The organism is Pseudomonas qingdaonensis (assembly GCF_018398475.1).
GTDB classification, from domain to species: domain Bacteria; phylum Pseudomonadota; class Gammaproteobacteria; order Pseudomonadales; family Pseudomonadaceae; genus Aquipseudomonas; species Aquipseudomonas palmensis.
This window is the reverse complement of record NZ_CP074676.1, coordinates 3,815,052-3,832,230: the sequence shown is the minus strand read 5'-3', so window position 1 is coordinate 3,832,230 and position 17,179 is coordinate 3,815,052. Positions and strand designations below refer to the sequence as shown.

Sequence of the window (17,179 nt, the reverse complement as noted above, 5' to 3'; positions counted from 1 at the left end):
GACCGTGGAGGGATTCTCCGATGCCAGTCCTCTGCTGTCGTTGATAACGTGCGACAGAGAATTGATTTGGGGTGCCAATACCTTGGGCGGTTGGTGTTCCCGCTTTTCAATTGTCGTGTCGAAACAAATCTTTGGCGTGTGGTGCCATTCCCGCCGATTCCACACGTACCCACACTCAGCCAGGCTGCGTAGCGACTGCGCACCGATAATCAATAAAAAACCCGGAAAGGGCAGGGAAGGGGACGGACGATGAGCGATTACGATCTGAGTTTTAAGCGCGCGTTGGCTCGTGGAGAGCTGGACAGCAGGTTTGACACGATTGTTATAGGTTCTGGCGCAGGCGGCCTAAGCACAGCCGCATTGTTGGCTCTCGAAGGACAGCGAGTTTTGGTGCTCGAACGCCACGCAGTGTTGGGCGGTTGTTTGCAATCCTTCAAACGCCAAGGCTTCGAGTGGGACGTAGGCCTGCACTATATGGGTGAGGTACACCGCAAAACGAGTGGCCTCTATCGCCTGTTCGACAAAGTCTCGGGCGGTCAGCTTGAATGGGCGCCCATGCCCGAAAACTACAATCGCATTATTGTAGGTGCCAAAAGCTACGATCATATGGCCGGTGCACAAGCCTACAAGGATCGGCTTAAGGACTACTTTCCGAAGGACGCGCGTGCGATCGATCGTTACGTAGAGCTAGTCGGTGAGGCAAGCCGGGCTGCGAAATCTTTCTTCGGAGAGCGGGCCTTGCCACAATCCATGTCTGAGGCAGCGTTCTCCAGGGCTCAGACTGCATTCATGCCACTTGCACAGCGCACAGTGCAGGATGTTTTGGACGAATTGACTGACAACGCTGACCTTAAGGCAGTCTGGTGTGGGAACTACGGCGACTACTGCAATTCCCCTGCGGAGGCCTCTTTTGCGATACATGCCATGGTTTTCAGCCATTACATCGATGGTGCTAGCTATCCCGTTGGCGGTTCGCAACGAATAGCCACAGCAATGGCCGACACTGTCCGCGCTGCAGGAGGGGCTTGCCTGGTTGCGGCTGAGGTTGTGAGCATCGAGATGTGTGATGGTTGCGTGGTAGGTGTACAAACCGCTGACGGAAGCCAGATTCGCGCAGACAGAGTCGTCAGTGCGATTGGTATATCTCAGACCGTACCGCTGGTGGCTCATGCAAATCCTGAACTGGCGCAGCCATTGGGCGAAGTAACTAAGAGTATTGGTAAAACTCAATGTTTTGCTGTGCTGAACCTAGGCATCGACATCGCAAACGCTGATCTGAATATTCATCCAGCCAATCTTTGGGTGCACCCAAGCAACGATCTCCCAGCGAACCTCGCACGGTACAAAGCTGATCCAGAGGGACAGCCCATGCCCCTGCATTTCATTGCCCATCCATCACTGCGGGATCCGAGTTGGCCCGAGCGCCACCCTAAGCAGAGCACGATGGATATTTGCGGCTTAACTGATTGGTCTGTGTTCGAGCGTTTCACTGGCACGAAGTGGAAGCACAGAGGTGCAGAGTACGAGGATATGACGGCAAGACTGAGCGAAGACCTCATGGCCGTGGCCTTAAAACATTATCCTCAGATTGGCGGAAGCATTGCTCATGCCGAGTTAGCTACACCTCTAACCTTCAATCACTTTCTAAACCGTAGCCACGGCAATTTCATGGGATATGAGCAAACGCCGCTTCGTTTTGCACAGCGCTGGATGCGCGCGCACGGCCCTATTAAAGGTCTGTTCTTCGGTGGGCAGGATGTGACCGCTGCCGGAGTCAGTGGCGCGATGGTCAGTGGTCTGGTCGCAGCGAGTGCCGTTCTTGAACGTGACCTTTTCCGAGAGCTTTAGCCCTCAAGTTCACACCGGGTCGGATCGGCTTTACAAGGCGTCCTTTGGTGGTCAGAACTCTCAGTGCTGTTGATTGCAAGAGCCTTTCCTCCTGCAAAGAAGCTGCTTGCTAATTCATGGCGCAGCGCACTAGGTGCTTTACCGAAATGACCTCGCACCGCATGCGAAAAAGCGCTGGGCTCGGCGTAGCCCAGCCGTTCTGACAGCATCACAAGCGGCACATTGGGATCAGCCAGGCCTTCCAATGCCTCGCTCATACGCACCGCTTCCAGTAATTGGCGGAAAGATGAACCGCGCTCAGCCAATCGACGCTGAAGAGTACGCCTGCTGAGATCCAGCGAGCGCGCTACGCTGTCGCAATTCGCTTCTGAAAATCCCTGCGCGGCGATGGCTGCTGTCACGTAATCAACGAGCGTGTCAGAGCGACCCTGGGTTTTAAGCAGCGTCTCCGCGCGACCGAGTACGATGCGAAGCAGTGTTGGATCAGCAGCCTGCCAGGGTGAGTCCAGCAGTTCAGCGCCAAATACGACACGAGCTTGCTCGACTCCGAGAATGACCGGACATTCAAAGTAGACTTGATAGCGGTCGGCTAAACACGCGTCAGTACCAGGTAGCTCAATTCTGGTTGGCCTACGGTCAGCCGGCATACAGTTATAGAGAAGGCGCATGTACGCGGCAAACAGCGAATCTATTTGGGCAGGGTGCATGGCCGCAGGGCTAGGTGTTATGTGGTAAACCAGCTGAACACCATTGTTGGAAGCAGGTTCAATTAAAAAACGACCAGAGTTGCTAACCAATTGCTGCAGCCTGACCGTATGGGCGAGCGCCTGGCGTAAGGAGATACTGTGCATCAACACCAGTGCTACGACGTTCATTGATTGCAGTGGCAGTGCTACGCCAACCTTCAAGCCGAGCAGCGGATCCTGGGAGAGTTGCATTGCGCGCTGCCATAGCCTTCTCACTTGCACGAGTTGTAGCTGCCGCGTCGGCGCCACGTCTTCCAGATGTTTAGCCCATGAAGCGCCCAGACGGGAAGGCTCGATACCTTGACGAGCCAGTTCCTCGATGACGCCTACAAGCCAAGTGGCACTGACGGTGAGAGGTCGGGTCATTGTATGTCCGTTAGCTGCCACGCAATGCTTGCTCGGAAAGAGGTGAGACCCTTACCTGGCGCTGCATTGCAAATCGGTTGCTCAGGGTCAACGAAGTATTACGACAGACTGTGTAGCACGTCTGATAGGGATATTCCAAGGCCTGGCCGGCAGCGTCGATTTCGCTTCGAGATACGAGTAGTGGGCTGGAAGTCAGAGGAGAGGAGGAGGGGAAGGATCTAGTGTGGAGCTGCAGCTATCGAACTCAATAATTTTGACAAACGGGCAGCTTGGGGCTGCCCGCTATTTTGATATCACTACGATGGAGCGACTGGTCAGATTTTTACTGGTTCACCTAAAACATGCATCAGGCGGTTTGCCCAACCGAAAATGGCTGTGGCCAGCACGAGGTCGACAACTCCAAGCGTGTCAAAGCCGAGCTCTTTCAACGTATCGGCATGCCGTGCATTTAATGCGGGAGGTGACTTGGCCAGCTCAACCGAAAAATCGAATAACGCCTGAGAGCGCTCATCCAATTGTGCTTCGGTTTCGTCTGCAAAGATTTTTGCGACCAGTTCTGTAGTTTTGGTCAGTTGATTGTATCGGGCGCCGTGTACTGCAGCGCAGTAGACGCATCGATTAACAATTGAAGACCCAATCGCACCCAGTTCCCGCTCTGCTGGGGGCAAGCCGGCACGGCCATACATAATGGCGTTGAACAAAGGGGATCGCACAGCGAGCGACTCAGGGTCATGAGCGAGAGTGAGCACATACTCCGAGATCTTTTTGCTCGATGGGGTCACTTTCATCGCATCAAGCTGCTCTTGGCTCGCGCTTTCTAACTCAACAGGCTTGATGTACGGAGACCAGTGAGGCACCGATACGGTGAAATTATGCACGACCTGGCTCATTTCATTTCTCCTGCAATTTTGAATCCTGCTACGACCCGGAGCTGGTAGTTCACGAAAGCGAGGACTTCCGTGAGCCTTACGATGTCCGGTTCTGAAATCCCAGCGGCCTTTAAGGTATCGATATCTTGCTTTGTAGCTTCTCGCGGCTTTTGAGTGACCAGTTCCGTGAATCGGATAATCGCCATAAAGCGTTCATCCCCGTACGCGGACTGCTGAGGATTGGCAGCAACATAAAGGCCTTCTTCGCCACCTGCTGTCTCAAGACATGCATGGTAGTGATCAGCCAATTCTTCAGAGTTGCTCAACCGAGCGATTCGTTCAGCAAGAGCTGCACGTTCTGCATGTGACAGACCACCGGGATCTTTCGGAATGATCACGGCATCATGGCTCGCTTGGCTCAGCGCCATAATTTCTGCCCGCTCAGCAATGGCCATCGCGAGCGGAGAGTTTTCGTTTGCGCCGACAAGACGCTCGATAATGTTCGGAGTAAGCATATGAGTTCCAATAGTTAGCGACGCGTTATTTCCTGAATGCAGCCGTGCTCGATTGCGACTAAAAAACACGTTCGCCGAACGTTAAAGAACGCTCGCAAGCGAAACGAACTTCGTGGTCATGAAAGCATCCAGTGCGCCAGGGCCTCCTTCGGTTCCGTATCCGGAATCTTTTACGCCGCCAAACGGGTGCTCGGGTAGGGCAACGCTGTGATGGTTGATCGAGATGGCGCCAGACTCGATGCCGTTAAACAGCTTATTGGCCGAGCTAAGCGATCGCGTATAGGCGTATGCAGAAAGACCGTATGGCAGTCTGTTCGCTTCTTTGATGGCTTCGTCGATGTCGTCGAACGGGTTGATTATTGCAATCGGCCCGAAGGGTTCATCAACCATGGCGAGGGCGGTCACCGGTACATTCGTGAGAACGGTGGGTTCGAAGAAATAACCCTTGTCGCCCACGCGGTTGCCACCAGTCTCCAGCTTCGCTCCATGGGATACAGCATCTGCCACGAGTTCTTCTGTTGCCTTAAGCCGGCCCAAATGAGCCATCGGGCCCATTGTTACCGTCGGATCAAGACCGTCGCCTACCTTGATTGCGCGTGCGCCTTCCACGAAACGGGAAACAAACTCGTCGAACACTTTAGAGTGAACAAGAAAGCGAGTAGGGGAAACACAGACCTGGCCCGCATTTCGATATTTAGCGGCGACAGAAATCTTAACTGCGGTTGCGATGTCCGCGTCGTCCATAACGATTACCGGCGCATGGCCACCCAGCTCCATTGTGGATCGCTTCATATGTAGCCCGGCAAGGCTTGCAAGCTTTTTGCCCACTGGCGTTGATCCGGTGAAGGTCACTTTCCGGATGGAGGGATGAGCAATCAAATACTCAGAAATCTGGCTCGAGTCGCCAAACAGTAGGTTGACGGCTCCCGGAGAAACGCCAGCGTCAGCGAATGCTTTCACAAGCTCAACAGCACACGTAGGTGCCTCGGTTGCGCCTTTTAAGATGATCGAACAGCCGGCGGCCAGCGCACCAGCGACCTTTTTCACTGCTTGAATGAGCGGGAAATTCCATGGGGCGAAACCCACTACAGGCCCGATAGGCTCCATCAGAGTAAATTGATGAATCCCTAGTGCGCGGGAAGGTATAACACGCCCATACGCGCGTCTTCCTTCTTCAGCATGCCAATCGATGGTGTCAGCAGTTGCTGCGACTTCACCCATAGCCTCGGCCAGGGGTTTTCCGTGCTCAGTCGTGAGAATCAGAGCAATATTTTCTGCACGCTCACGAATTAGGTTTGCCGCTTTGTGCATAATCGTTGCGCGCTCAAGCGCAGAAACCTGCTTCCAGGCGGCAAAGCCTTTTTCCGCAGCGATCGCGGCATCTTCAATGTCAGCCAAGCTCGCTTTCGCGATGAGTCCGATCTGATCTTCTGTTGCCGGATTTATTACAGGGATCGATTCAGTGGGATGCGTATTACGCCATACACCGCCAATAAACAATGGTATTTGTTCCATGATCACCTCTCATATTTGCTATGGTTTTGACGTCCCACGACTTGGCTAAAAACTCTTTGTGGTGCTTAGCTGCAAGCCATCTACAACCCCTGGGCTTCAGTAAAATATAGGGCATCGGGCAACGGAATATTTTTCGTTTTTTGCAGGGGATAGAGAAAAATTAGAAGTTATTTCTACAGATGTAGATTTGGTTGGAAAATCGATGCTTTCAACGATTCAGATTGACAGGGTGCGTACACCATCGCGTCGATTATGAGGCGACGCTAGGTCACGCATTCTTTCTTCCAAGAAACTCAGCTCACAAAGCTTCAGGCTTCTATTGACGAGAAGGTCAAGCAACCGCTGGCTGTACATCTACGAAGAACGCACTTCAGGATTTGAGGGTGCGTCTGGCTGCTGTTTTGGCGAGAGCCGGACGCATTAGAAATACCTAAAAGCGATTAGCTCGCTACGGGCGTGCGCATGGTGACGAACTCTTCAGCGGACGTCGGATGCACGGCGATAGTTTGGTCGAAATCGAGCTTGGTCGCGCCCGCCTTCAAGGCAATCGCCAAACCCTGTACGATCTCGCCGGCCTCCGGGCCCACCATGTGACAGCCCAATACCTTGTCGGTCTTGGCGTCCACTACCAGCTTCATCAAAGTGCGCTCCTGACATTCGGTCAGCGACAATTTCATCGGTCGGAAACGGCTTTCAAAGATCACCACTTCGTGACCGGCTTCTCGCGCCTCGTCTTCGGTCAACCCGACAGTACCGATGTTAGGCTGGCTGAACACTGCCGTCGGGATCATCTTGTAATCCACCGGATGATACTGCTCAGGCTTAAACAGGCGACGCGCCACGGCCATACCTTCGGCCAGCGCGACCGGCGTGAGTTGCACCCGACCGATCACATCGCCCAGGGCCAAAATCGACGATTCAGCGGTTTGATACAGTTCATCGACCTCGACAAAACCTTTCTTGTCGAGTTTGACACCAGTGTTTTCCAGGCCCAGGTTGTCGAGCATCGGACGTCGACCAGTAGCGTAGAGCACGCAGTCCGCCTCAAGCTGACGACCATCCTTGAGGGTTGCTTTCAGGCTGCCATCGGCTTGTTTGTCGATACGCTCGATGTCGGCATTGAATTGCAGATCCATGCCACGCTTGGTCAACTCTTCCTGCAAATGATTACGTACCGCACCGTCGAAGCCGCGCAGGAATAGATCACCGCGATACAGCAGCGTGGTCTTGGCACCTAGGCCGTGGAAGATCCCGGCAAACTCCACGGCAATGTAACCCCCACCGACCACGAAAACGCGCTTGGGGAGATCTTTAAGGAAGAATGCCTGATTGGAACTGATCGCGTGTTGGTGCCCCGGAATCTCGGGGATCTGCGGCCAGCCACCGGTAGTGATCAGGATCTTGTTGGCGGTGTAGCTCTCACCATTAATCTCGACGGTATGCGGATCGACGATTTTCGCGTGGCCTTCATGCAAGGTGACACCGCTGTTGACCAGCAAATCGCGATAGAAGCCGTTCAGGCGATTGATCTCGCGATCCTTGTTGGCAATCAGCGTAGCCCAATCGAACTTCGCCTCGCCCGGAGTCCAGCCAAAACCTTGTGACTGCTCGAAGTCTTCGGCGAAGTGCGCGCCGTAAACCAACAGCTTTTTCGGCACGCAGCCAACGTTCACACACGTCCCACCCAAGTAGCGACTTTCAGCCACAGCCACTTTCGCGCCAAAACCGGCGGAGAAACGCGCAGCCCGCACCCCGCCGGAACCCGCACCAATTACATAAAGGTCAAAATCATAGGGCATTTTCAATCTCCGTGGCAGGCAACCAGCGTGATGACTCAGTTGGCTAATAGCGGGCCGGACTGTGGTAGGGAGTCAGCAACTCATCGAGCACAGGCCTGTAGGTTTGCTAGTTTCTAGAGGGTGACTAGAATCTACCATCCGATTGGTAGGCCTGCAATGGCGTGCCGACAGGTTTTGTCGTATGTTGAGTATAGGGGCAGGGAGGAGGGCGGGCTGCGAATTTAGAGGTCATTTAGCATTCGAGTTCGCAGACTCGCATCGACATCGAGCATTAACACGAGCAGTGACGCCCACATCATGTGAATAAATTAAGAAGCCTCTGTCGCGGAAGAGCGATGCAGCCTCGATGGCACGCGCTGTTATAAAAATATTGAATAACACGCCCAGCCACTGGCTAAAACTCCCTATCCGGAATTATTCCATGGTCTATTGCATACTTTGCCAATGCAACAGGTTTATCTATGTTGAGTTTGCGTCGAATGCTCTGGCGATGGGTTTCTACAGTCCTGACGCTGATGTCCAGTTCTCGTGCCATTTCCTTGTTATTCAGTCCTTGAGTCATGTTATATAAAACTTGGCTTTCCCGAGGCGTTAGCTCGTTGATAGTACCGTCATCAAAAAGGAGTTTTTGTGCGATTTCAGCACTGTAGAAGGTACCTCCATTTGTAATGGCTTCAATCGCAGCGACAATCTCTCTAGATGGTGCGTTTTTCAATACATAACCACTCGCACCTGATCGGAGGGATTCGCTTACATACTCTTTACTATCATACATGCTGAGCACAAGCACCTTCAGGGTGTGGTACCTGTCGCGTATTTTTCGCGTGAGCTCGAGACCGCTCATGTCGGGAAGATTGATGTCGACCAACAGAAGATCTGGATTGCAGTGCTCAACCATCACCAACGCATCCTCACCATTTTTAGCCTCACCAACCACGTTCACAGTCGGAATGACGGATAGTAGAGCCCTGATTCCATCGCGTACTAGGGTGTGATCATCGACCAAGGCTAAACGGATTTGTGTTGATAAGTTCATTGAGGGTGCCCACTGTTATCGATGTAGGATAAGTCAGATTTTTTTACAGGGAATACTCATGGGTATCACGATTCCAGCTCGCTCTGGCCTAGTGCTGATGCCATATGAAATCGGCCACCAATGTGCTCGATGCGCTCGCGTATGTTCCTCAGCCCGATCCTCGCATGGCGACGCTCAACTTTAACAACGCTAGCCGATGCCATCGTCGATGATCCTCAACCGCCGATCGCCGGGGTTTGAGAGTCATTCATAGGTTCAGTGCGCCGCTCACCGGGTGTAAGACGCTAAAGATAGACCTGATAATGGTATTTTCGACGGGAAGAAAAGCCTAGGGTTACAGATACCTCGAGCTCCAGGCGGTAATGCATGAAGCTACATAATCCGCGTCTTGGTTGTTGGTCAGCAAATGGTCAGCCGAGTCGAGCGAAATAAAACTCTTGGGGTGTCTAGCGGTCTGGTAGATCTTCTGAGCTTGCTCTATCGATACAACGGTGTCCGCTGGAGAGTGAAAAACTAGCAGCGCACGTCGAAGGTTGGAAATATTTGTGTCCTGCTGATGTGTTTCAATATCATCGAGAAATTGCTTTTTTATAGTAAATTCTCTCCCTGCCAGCATGACCTTATATTCACCAATGTCTCTTATATTTTCTACCTCGCTTTTGAACTGTTTCATGACATGAGCCGCTTCAGCAGGGGCGCCGATTGTCACAACACCTTTTACCTCAGGAATGTATTTAGCCGCGGCTATAACTGCGGCCCCACCCAAACTATGGCCGATCAAGATGGATGGTGCCTGATATGTTTCCCGCAAATAATCCGCCGCAGCAACTAAATCAGCAACGTTGGAAGAGAAATTGCTATTGGAGAAGTCACCACCACTGCTGCCTAGGCCCGTGAAATCAAATCGGAGCACAGCGATGTTATTGTCGACTAGCGCTTTAGCAATTCTCGCGGCAGCTTTAATATCCTTCCCACAGGTGAAGCAGTGGGCGAACAATGCGTAGGCTCTCGGCGACTCCGGCGTTTCAAGCAGACCTGACAGGCTTATACCCTGGGGGTTTCGGAACGTTATCTTTTGTTTGCTCATGATGAATTTTCCTTGGAGGCTCTGATACCTGGCCTGGTGCGAGCCGGTAGGCCCGCAGGTTTATCTCTACCAGATGTTTGTGCTCAGACTGCTCAGGGCTGCTTTAAAGCGCCGCTTAGCAATCCAGCAGGGCAGACGAAATCTGACCTCACATGGTGTTCACTAGAAAGTGAAAACCATTGCGTTTATTGATGGGCTGATGATGAGTGTCCTGCATTCGGCATCAAGCAAAAATACGCAAAAGAATACTAGCGAGGATCACCGTCGAAGCGCCCCCGAGGCGAGTAGAGATTTGAGCGAACGGCATCAGCGACATACGATTGGAGGCTGACAGGATTGCAACATCCCCGGTACCGCCAAGGCCGCTGTGGCAGCAGGTCACGATGGCTGATTCGATGGGGTACATTTTCATCAGGTTGCCAGTGAAAAAACCTGCGACGGCCATTGAGGCAACGACGGATACGCAGACTAGGACATAACCGATAGAAAAGACTTTTACGACGCTATCGAGAGGGACATACAGCATACCCAAGCCGATCATCACCGGCCAAATGAAAGCGGAAGAAATCAGCTTGGAGAAAGCGTTTGTGCCTTTCTCCAGTTTTTCCGGCAGAACGCGGACGTACTTAAAAAGAACAGCGGCCAAGATCATCATGACAGGGCCAGGAATACCCAAGACTTTCTCAAGCAGACCGCCAAGGACGAAGAATGCGCAGATGACCAAAATGCCTGCACCCATCACTCTGAAATCGATAGTCGAGCCGTTATCTTCCCTGACTTGGAATTTGTCATTCTCGTCTTTGGCACGGATCAATGAACCCTCGCCATTGAGATGCGGACGTTTTAGCGCCAGCCGGGCCAGGTAGCCGGCACAGATAATCGCCGCGATGTTGCCGACTACAGCGGCAGGCACCAATTGAGCAACGTAGACTTCTGGCGTACCGCCGAGAATAGCTGAGTAGGCAAGCGATAAAGGCAGGATTCCCTCACCAATGCCCCCGCCAATAATTGGAACAATGATAAAGAAGAAGGTGTGGTAGAAACTGTAGCCGACGAGTTTTCCCACAATGAGTCCGCTTGCCACGGCAGCCAGGGTTCCGACGAGGAGAGGTATGAACATCCTCATCATGCCCTGAATCAAAATAAATCGGCTCATCCCGAGAATACTGCCGACTACTAGGCTGGCTATCACAAAGTACAAAAAGTTGGCTTCTTTCATCAGCATTTTTGTAGCGTCAATCGTGGCTGGCCCGAAGAAGCCGTAGAACACCAGAATCGATGGCAGCATCAAGCACAGAATGGCTCCTCCTCCGATTTCCTTCAAAATCGGAAGACGCGAACCCAGTTGGCCGAAGAACACGCCCATCGTCATGATGACGGCGAGGCCACCGATCATGTTATTAGGTAAAAAACCCAAGTGTGCCGAGAGATAAACGATTACGGCGATGCCGAGAAAAATCGGGAGTGGGATTACACCTATTTCGTAAGCGCACAGGCTACGCAATTGACGCAACCCGCCATCACGGGGAGCATCGATTTTCAGGGACTGCTCATAAGAATTGTTCATGTCGCTATTCCTCATACAGCATCACTGACTTGGCGCCAGCCTCAACATGTTCCGCAGTGTAACTACCCGGGGTATACAAATAGCCACGGGCCTCCTCGGAGATTGGCAGTACTTCTGTGGTCAGACCGGCAGACGCTCGCTGCGCGTAGGGATCGTTTTCCAGCGTTCGAGTGCGAGTCATAGGGGCCATAGCGACGCGGATGCCTAGTAGCGTGGCGGACAGATCGTAGGGCGTGAACAGCTCATTCATGAAAAATTTCGCAGTTGATTGGCTGGGTGGAAGGGAAGGCCATGTACTGATGCTCCCGCGGTGCCCTGTATCAAAGCTTGTCGAACGCATCCAAAACGTGAGTGCTGTAAACCAATGCAGCACCGGCGTTCATGTTGATTGCTACACCCAAGGCTTCAGAAACCTCTTCAGTTGTTACACCAATTTTCTTGGCCTCAGCAGCGTGGAAAGCGATGCAACCATTGCAGCGTGTGGTCACCGCTACAGCGAGTGAAATCAATTCCCGGGTTTTGGCGTCGAGATAGTTTGTTTTCGCGCCGGCATTCCCTAGCGAAGCCATGCCTTTCAGGGTTTCTGGAGACAGGCCATTCAGTTGTACTAGGCGGGAGTTGATTTCTTTACGAGTTTGCTTCCAATCTTGCATGGGATACTCACCTGGTCGTGGCGCCCTGTAGGTTTACAGGAGGAGATGTAAATTCGAGTAAAATCTACCATCTAGTTGGTAGGTTGCGCAAGTGTGCGTGACAACCGAGATACTGGCGCTTCAGGTTGCGCTGTATCACTCCCGTGCTCGCTTGGAGGCGCGGACTGATAGCGAAGCGTTGCACGATCTCAGGATAGCCGTGAGGCGTATCAGGAGTTTGCTCCGTCCGATGCGCGCCATGTGCGAGGTGGCGGCTCTGAACATTGCTGCTTGGGACATGCCGACACCAGTGCGTCGAAGGTGCCCCCTATTGATTTTGATGAGGCGCATGCAGCGTTCATCGCGCACGCGAATCTTTCCACCCATGAGCGTTTTGTTGAACTGTCCAAGCTCAAGCAAACGATCCTGGTTAGCCGCAAGATGATTATTGAGCATGTGATGAAGGAGGTCGGCAAGTGTCGAACTGACGCCTTGATCGCAGAAATGCATGGGATCTGAATTGGCTCAATTGGCTGGGAAAAACGCTGAACGGCTGCTGCGGCCCGAAAAGGTTAAAACGCCCATAACTTTGCTAGGCAAGCAGTCCTTGCTACTGCATGAGCTGCCCACGCCAGTGGGGCCGCCGATGATCCGGTTCAGGCCGTCACGCGGCCATTAGCCGCTGCCCAGTTGCAGGATCAGCAACTTGTTCGGTAATCGATATCTTCCAGGCCCGCTCTGACGTAGTCGGGCTGCTTTCAGGCGAGTGCTCAAGCGAGCATCTTCGCGCTCGGTCAGCTCGCGATCCACCATCACCCCGCATCCGTTATGCGGATGAGCGTTCGGAGTGGTTCTTTCGTGACGCCGCAAAAAACGTAGTACGTCACGTTCATGCCGATGGCAGCAACGATCGCTTTAATTAGGATGATCGCAGCAACTTGCTCGAGCATATCTGTGTCGATGACAGCGTGGTGCACTATGCATATGACGATCAGATCCAGTTGATCAAAATCAACGATGCGGAGGGTGGCTAGTGGGGATGGGGCTATGATTGTTAGCGCTTATTGAAAACTGACTCAGGGCAGAATGCTGAGCAGCAGTGTCCCGGTGCAGAGGCATCAGGCCCCACCGCATGCAGGCATGCGGTGGGGTATTTACGGTGCAGATCAAAATGCGTCCTCGATACCATCAGCGTCCTTGCGCTTTCGTTCACGTGATTTGATTTTTGTCTGGGCGACCAAGCTGCTGTGTTGCAGGCGGTAGGACTCGTTGCCCGTTTCGACGATGTGGCAGTGATGTGTCAGCCGATCCATCAACGCAGTGGTCATCTTTGGCGTCGCCGAACACACTCGACCATTCCGAGAAGCTGAGGTCGTGATGACCACACTGGTGTGCTCGTATAGCTTAGACAGCAGGTGAAACAACAGGCTCCACCGCTCTGGCTGATGGGCAATACCCCAGCTCATCGAGTATCACCAGGTCTATGCGAAGCAGCCCTTGAGGGCTCACCGCGCCACGAAAGTATGAAGGCGGTGAGCTGGCTGTAGCCGCCGTCGTAACCCTCGGCCTTGATCAGCTTGTCGCGAGCGCCGATTTTTGCCCATCATTCCATGCTGATCACCCTGTGTTCTCCTGGTCGGAAAGCGAGCAGAAGCAGTGGAGCACCTGGGTCTGTTTTCGGTTAGCGGCAACAGCTAGGGATGCTCCGATCAACTTGCCGAAAAGCGGCGGCAGGCCAAACATTCTCCGGCGCGTACCGCTGTTTGCCGAAAGAAAGTCCCATGCACAGCGTTTTGAGGGCTTTGTCGCCCGGTCTTCCGTGTTACGCGCGTAACTCGCCCATACCCATCAGCTGCTTTCGAGCCATCCATAGGTTCGACAGAGCGAACAGCGTGGTCAACTGAGCCGTGTTCTTCATCAGCCCTCGAAAGCGCACTTTCACGTAACCAAATTGCCGTTTGATCACCCGAAACGGATGCTCAACCTTGGCCCGTGTCTGAGCTTTGCAGTACTCAATTTTGCGCTTGGCTTTGTAAAGCAGGCTGCGTTTGTTCAGCTTGGAATACGTGCTGCGGCGCGCGGCGACTTGCCAGATCACCTCACGATTTTCATGCTCTTCGCGCTTCTCGACACCGGTGTACCCGGCGTCTGCATACACCGCGTTTTCTTCGCCATGCAACAGCTCGGCGACCTGTGTGACATCGGCCACATTGGCTGCGGTGCCATGGACGTGATGAACCAGGCCGGACTCAGCATCGACGCCGATATGAGCCTTCATCCCGAAAAAATACTGATTGCCTTTCTTGGTCTGATGCATCTCGGGATCGCGCTTGCCTTCTTCGTTCTTGGTCGAACTTGGGGCATGAATAATGGTGGCATCAACGATGGTGCCCTGGCGCAACGACAGGCCTTTCTCCTGCAAGTAACCGTTGATGACCGCAAGGATCGCAGGTGCGAGTTGATGCTTCTCCAGCAAGTGCCGGAAGTTCATGATCGTGGTGTCTTCGGGGATCGGCGCGCTCAGCGTCAGGCGTGCGAACTGGCGCATAGGCGTGATTTCGTAGAGCGCTTCTTCCATGGCCGGATCGCTCAGGGAGAACCAGTTCTGCAACAGATGGATGCGCAGCATGGTTTCCAGCGGGTAGGGTTTTCTACCGCCGCCGGCCTTGGGATAGAACGGCTCGATCAGCCCCAGCAGCCCAGTCCAGGGCACGACCTGATCCATCTCGGCGAGGAAGCGTTCGCGGCGTGTCTGCTTGCGCTTGCCGGCATATTCGAAGTCGGAAAAGCTCATCTGGCTCATGGGTGGCTCGGATCAGGAGGTCAGGCGTATTTCAGCACATTTGGGGACTTGATCGGAGAATCCCTAGACATCAACTGGTAGATAACCTGACTGTACAAGGTAATCCCCTAGGATTGCCGAGTAATGCCACCAATTGTGAGATCTATTCTGTCTTCACTACTCTGGGACCTTGCCAGCTTATCTGAAACAGAAGGTTTGGAATTTTTGAGCTGGCGCAGAAAAGAGCGGTAGCGAATACCGCCGGACCGCATTGCACGACCGATTGCAAGTTGAAGGAGACAAAACATGAGCATCGTAAAGAGCGAGGTTTTGGTTGTCGGTAGCGGATTTGGAGGTTCGATATCTGCGTCCCGATTAGTAAATGCGGGGTTTGAGGTCACACTGCTGGAGAGAGGCCCGTGGCGGGATACGGTTCCAGTGAGATCAATGGGAATATCTAACCGGGCGCCGTTACCACAAGGTGCGCGTCTCATTACACATGGGATTAGATCAGTTCGCATGCCCTTGTTCAGAAAGAAGCCTCTATTAATAAATAATAAAGGTTTCTTCGAAGCGATCTTTGGTGACGGGCTTTGGGTGTTCTGTACTTCAAACGTCGGCGGAGGGAGCCACGCATATTCCGGATTACATGGTCGTCCTGATAATCCGTACTACTGGAACGGCCACTGTGCGGGGATCAGCAGCGCGCAAATGGATGCATATTACGATGAAATCATGGACCAACTGGGATCCTGTCGTAGCAAGCCCGAAGACAGGATTCCATGTCACACGATGTTCCTTCGAGATGATGAGCCGCTGACCTCCAGCGGCGTGCCAGACTATCGCGTAGGAATTCTGCATCCTCGTGAGTGTGGCAAACCTCGAAAGATCGTGGATAGCAATGGAACCATCAGATGGGAGTCCTCCTTATCCAATGACAGTTTCTTGGGGTCTGAGTCTGGCGCGAAAACCACTCTCGATTTTGCGCTCCTAGGTCCAGCCATGAAGAAGGGGTTGGTAGTAAAGGACATGTGCGAAGTGCTATCGATCAGAAAACTGGTGATACCACAATCAGATGGAATGCGGTATGAGGTGGAATATAAAAATTACAGCACCGGTTCTTTCGAGACCCATGCCGCCAAGCATCTAATTCTCGCAGCGGGTGGAGCAAATACGGCAAGACTCCTGCTACACAGCAGAGATGTCACCAAAGGGTTAGACGGAATGCCTCAGCTCGGGAAATGGTTTGGAGGAAATGGTGATTTTTTTGCTTTCTGGGCAGAGAATAATCCAGAAGACCTAACCAAGAGCCTTCCTATCGCTGGCCTATTTAAGGTCCGCGGTAGTGAAAACAAAGCCAACATCATGCGAGCCGGGTGGCAGGGGGTCGAACGCTTCCCATTGCCGCAATTTCTCAAGAGAAAACTCAGGCATCAATCGATCATCGTCGGCATGGGTGCAGACGTGGGGAATGGGCATCTTCACATGAAAGGGAAAGACTTTCATTTGAAGTATGAAAAACACAATAATCCGATCTATCGCGAAATCGATTCGGCCTTCAAAGATATCGAGAGGGTGACCGATTCGAGAATTTACTCGCTCAACACGCCCATTACAGTTCATCCCATCGGGGGTGCCAGATTGGGGGCATCCATTGAGAACGGGGTTGTCGGCGCGAACGGAGAAGTCTTCGATCATCCAGGACTGTACGTTGCCGATGCCGCCGCCCTTCCTGCAGCGCCGGGGGGGCCACCGTCAATGACGATCTCTGTGTGGGCTGCCAATGTTGCTGACCGGTTAATTCAACGTAAAAAAGGGGAGGAGACCAAAATACAAAACTGATTTTCCCCAGTACACCTAGCAATTTTCAAACAACACTTTATCAAGCAGGAGCAAAACCATGTACGTCACTCATGTCACATTTAACCTCAGCGGAATGGATGAGAACGCCTACAGTGAGGCTGTGAAGTCTCTCGCCCCAGGCTATGCGCAAGTACCAGGATTGGTATCCAAGGTCTGGATCAAAAACAGCAATATTGGCGCGTACGGTGGTATTTATTATTGGGCGTCAAAGGAGGATTATGAAAATTACGAAAAATCAGATTTGTATAAAGCGGTTAGTACTCATCCAAATTTGGTGAATTTTAATACTGTTTGTTATGAAAACATGCTCGAAGGCACGTCAGTAACAGCAGGTGTTTGCCGCTTCTAACTAGGGCAATTCGCCATACTAAGTCCACGCTTCGAATCACCGGAGCGTGGATAAATCAACACATTTCTGAAAGTACTCTATGCCATGTGTAAACGTAGAACTGATTGAAGGGGTTTTCTCGCAAAGTCAAAAGCAGAAAATTATCACTACCCATCACCGATGCGATAATGTCTATTGAAGGTGAAGCAATGCGCGCTGTAACTTG

At 52.6% G+C, this 17,179-nt stretch carries 15 protein-coding genes and 3 pseudogenes; 5 read left to right on the top strand and 13 right to left on the bottom strand.

What is annotated here, in order from left to right; genetic code table 11:
- The first annotated feature begins 249 nt into the window (after window positions 1–249).
- Entirely contained in the window at window positions 250–1,848 is a 1,599-nt protein-coding gene (locus KH389_RS17330; protein ID WP_213605892.1) for a phytoene desaturase family protein, read from the top strand.
- Here the strand turns inward: KH389_RS17330 and KH389_RS17325 are convergent.
- From KH389_RS17325 to KH389_RS17280, 10 genes and pseudogenes are all read right to left on the bottom strand, one after another.
- The gene (locus tag KH389_RS17325; RefSeq protein ID WP_213605891.1) at window positions 1,845–2,960 is read right to left on the bottom strand and encodes an AraC family transcriptional regulator; all 1,116 of its coding nucleotides are present in this window, start codon (window positions 2,958–2,960) and stop codon (window positions 1,845–1,847) included. The genes KH389_RS17330 and KH389_RS17325 overlap by 4 nt on opposite strands.
- Before the next feature lie 314 nt (window positions 2,961–3,274).
- The gene (locus tag KH389_RS17320; RefSeq protein ID WP_150744206.1) at window positions 3,275–3,850 is read right to left on the bottom strand and encodes a peroxidase-related enzyme; all 576 of its coding nucleotides are present in this window, start codon (window positions 3,848–3,850) and stop codon (window positions 3,275–3,277) included.
- A complete protein-coding gene (locus KH389_RS17315) occupies window positions 3,847–4,344 on the bottom strand; it encodes a CMD domain-containing protein (RefSeq protein WP_213605890.1) in 498 nt (165 codons plus the stop codon). Before KH389_RS17315 ends, KH389_RS17320 begins: the two co-directional genes overlap by 4 nt.
- Window positions 4,345–4,425: 81 nt before the next feature.
- A complete protein-coding gene (locus KH389_RS17310; protein WP_244988644.1) occupies window positions 4,426–5,859 on the bottom strand; it encodes an NAD-dependent succinate-semialdehyde dehydrogenase in 1,434 nt (477 codons plus the stop codon).
- Between the two features lie 440 nt (window positions 5,860–6,299).
- Window positions 6,300–7,658, bottom strand: coding sequence for a glutathione-disulfide reductase (gorA, locus tag KH389_RS17305; protein WP_213605889.1), 1,359 nt, complete (start codon window positions 7,656–7,658; stop codon window positions 6,300–6,302).
- Window positions 7,659–8,052: 394 nt separating this feature from the next.
- On the bottom strand, window positions 8,053–8,694 hold the full coding sequence (locus tag KH389_RS17300; RefSeq protein WP_213605888.1) for a response regulator: 642 nt from the start codon (window positions 8,692–8,694) through the stop codon (window positions 8,053–8,055).
- 334 nt (window positions 8,695–9,028) lie between these two features.
- Window positions 9,029–9,781: an alpha/beta hydrolase family protein gene (locus KH389_RS17295; protein WP_213605887.1), complete on the bottom strand. Its 753-nt coding sequence runs from the start codon at window positions 9,779–9,781 to the stop codon at window positions 9,029–9,031.
- Between the two features lie 223 nt (window positions 9,782–10,004).
- Window positions 10,005–11,348, bottom strand: a complete 1,344-nt coding sequence (locus KH389_RS17290; RefSeq protein ID WP_213605886.1) for a 2-hydroxycarboxylate transporter family protein — start codon at window positions 11,346–11,348, stop codon at window positions 10,005–10,007.
- A gap of 14 nt (window positions 11,349–11,362) precedes the next feature.
- A pseudogene (locus KH389_RS17285) lies at window positions 11,363–11,598 on the bottom strand (oxidoreductase); the annotation flags it as partial.
- 70 nt (window positions 11,599–11,668) lie between these two features.
- Window positions 11,669–12,001, bottom strand: a complete 333-nt coding sequence (locus KH389_RS17280; RefSeq protein WP_213605884.1) for a carboxymuconolactone decarboxylase family protein — start codon at window positions 11,999–12,001, stop codon at window positions 11,669–11,671.
- Between the two features lie 91 nt (window positions 12,002–12,092).
- Between KH389_RS17280 and KH389_RS27835 the strand changes: the two are divergent.
- Both KH389_RS27835 and KH389_RS17270 read left to right on the top strand, forming a co-directional pair.
- Window positions 12,093–12,188: pseudogene (locus tag KH389_RS27835) on the top strand (CHAD domain-containing protein); the annotation flags it as partial.
- Between the two features lie 83 nt (window positions 12,189–12,271).
- Complete coding sequence (locus KH389_RS17270) at window positions 12,272–12,499, top strand: hypothetical protein (protein ID WP_213607565.1); 228 nt, start codon at window positions 12,272–12,274, stop codon at window positions 12,497–12,499.
- A gap of 159 nt (window positions 12,500–12,658) precedes the next feature.
- Here the strand turns inward: KH389_RS17270 and KH389_RS27385 are convergent.
- The 3 genes and pseudogenes from KH389_RS27385 to KH389_RS17260 all read right to left on the bottom strand — a co-directional run.
- Window positions 12,659–12,799 (bottom strand): annotated as a pseudogene (locus KH389_RS27385) (AAA family ATPase); the annotation flags it as partial.
- A gap of 347 nt (window positions 12,800–13,146) precedes the next feature.
- Window positions 13,147–13,446: an ATP-binding protein gene (locus tag KH389_RS17265; RefSeq protein ID WP_213605883.1), complete on the bottom strand. Its 300-nt coding sequence runs from the start codon at window positions 13,444–13,446 to the stop codon at window positions 13,147–13,149.
- Between the two features lie 356 nt (window positions 13,447–13,802).
- Window positions 13,803–14,783 (bottom strand): IS5 family transposase, encoded by a 981-nt coding sequence (locus KH389_RS17260; RefSeq protein WP_213605882.1) that lies wholly within the window; start codon window positions 14,781–14,783, stop codon window positions 13,803–13,805.
- Window positions 14,784–15,068: 285 nt separating this feature from the next.
- On the opposite strand from KH389_RS17260, the gene KH389_RS17255 reads away from it, so the two are divergent.
- A complete protein-coding gene (locus tag KH389_RS17255; RefSeq protein WP_213605881.1) occupies window positions 15,069–16,604 on the top strand; it encodes a GMC oxidoreductase in 1,536 nt (511 codons plus the stop codon).
- A gap of 58 nt (window positions 16,605–16,662) precedes the next feature.
- Window positions 16,663–16,974 (top strand): YdhR family protein, encoded by a 312-nt coding sequence (locus tag KH389_RS17250; RefSeq protein WP_213605880.1) that lies wholly within the window; start codon window positions 16,663–16,665, stop codon window positions 16,972–16,974.
- The last annotated feature ends 205 nt before the right edge of the window (window positions 16,975–17,179 follow it).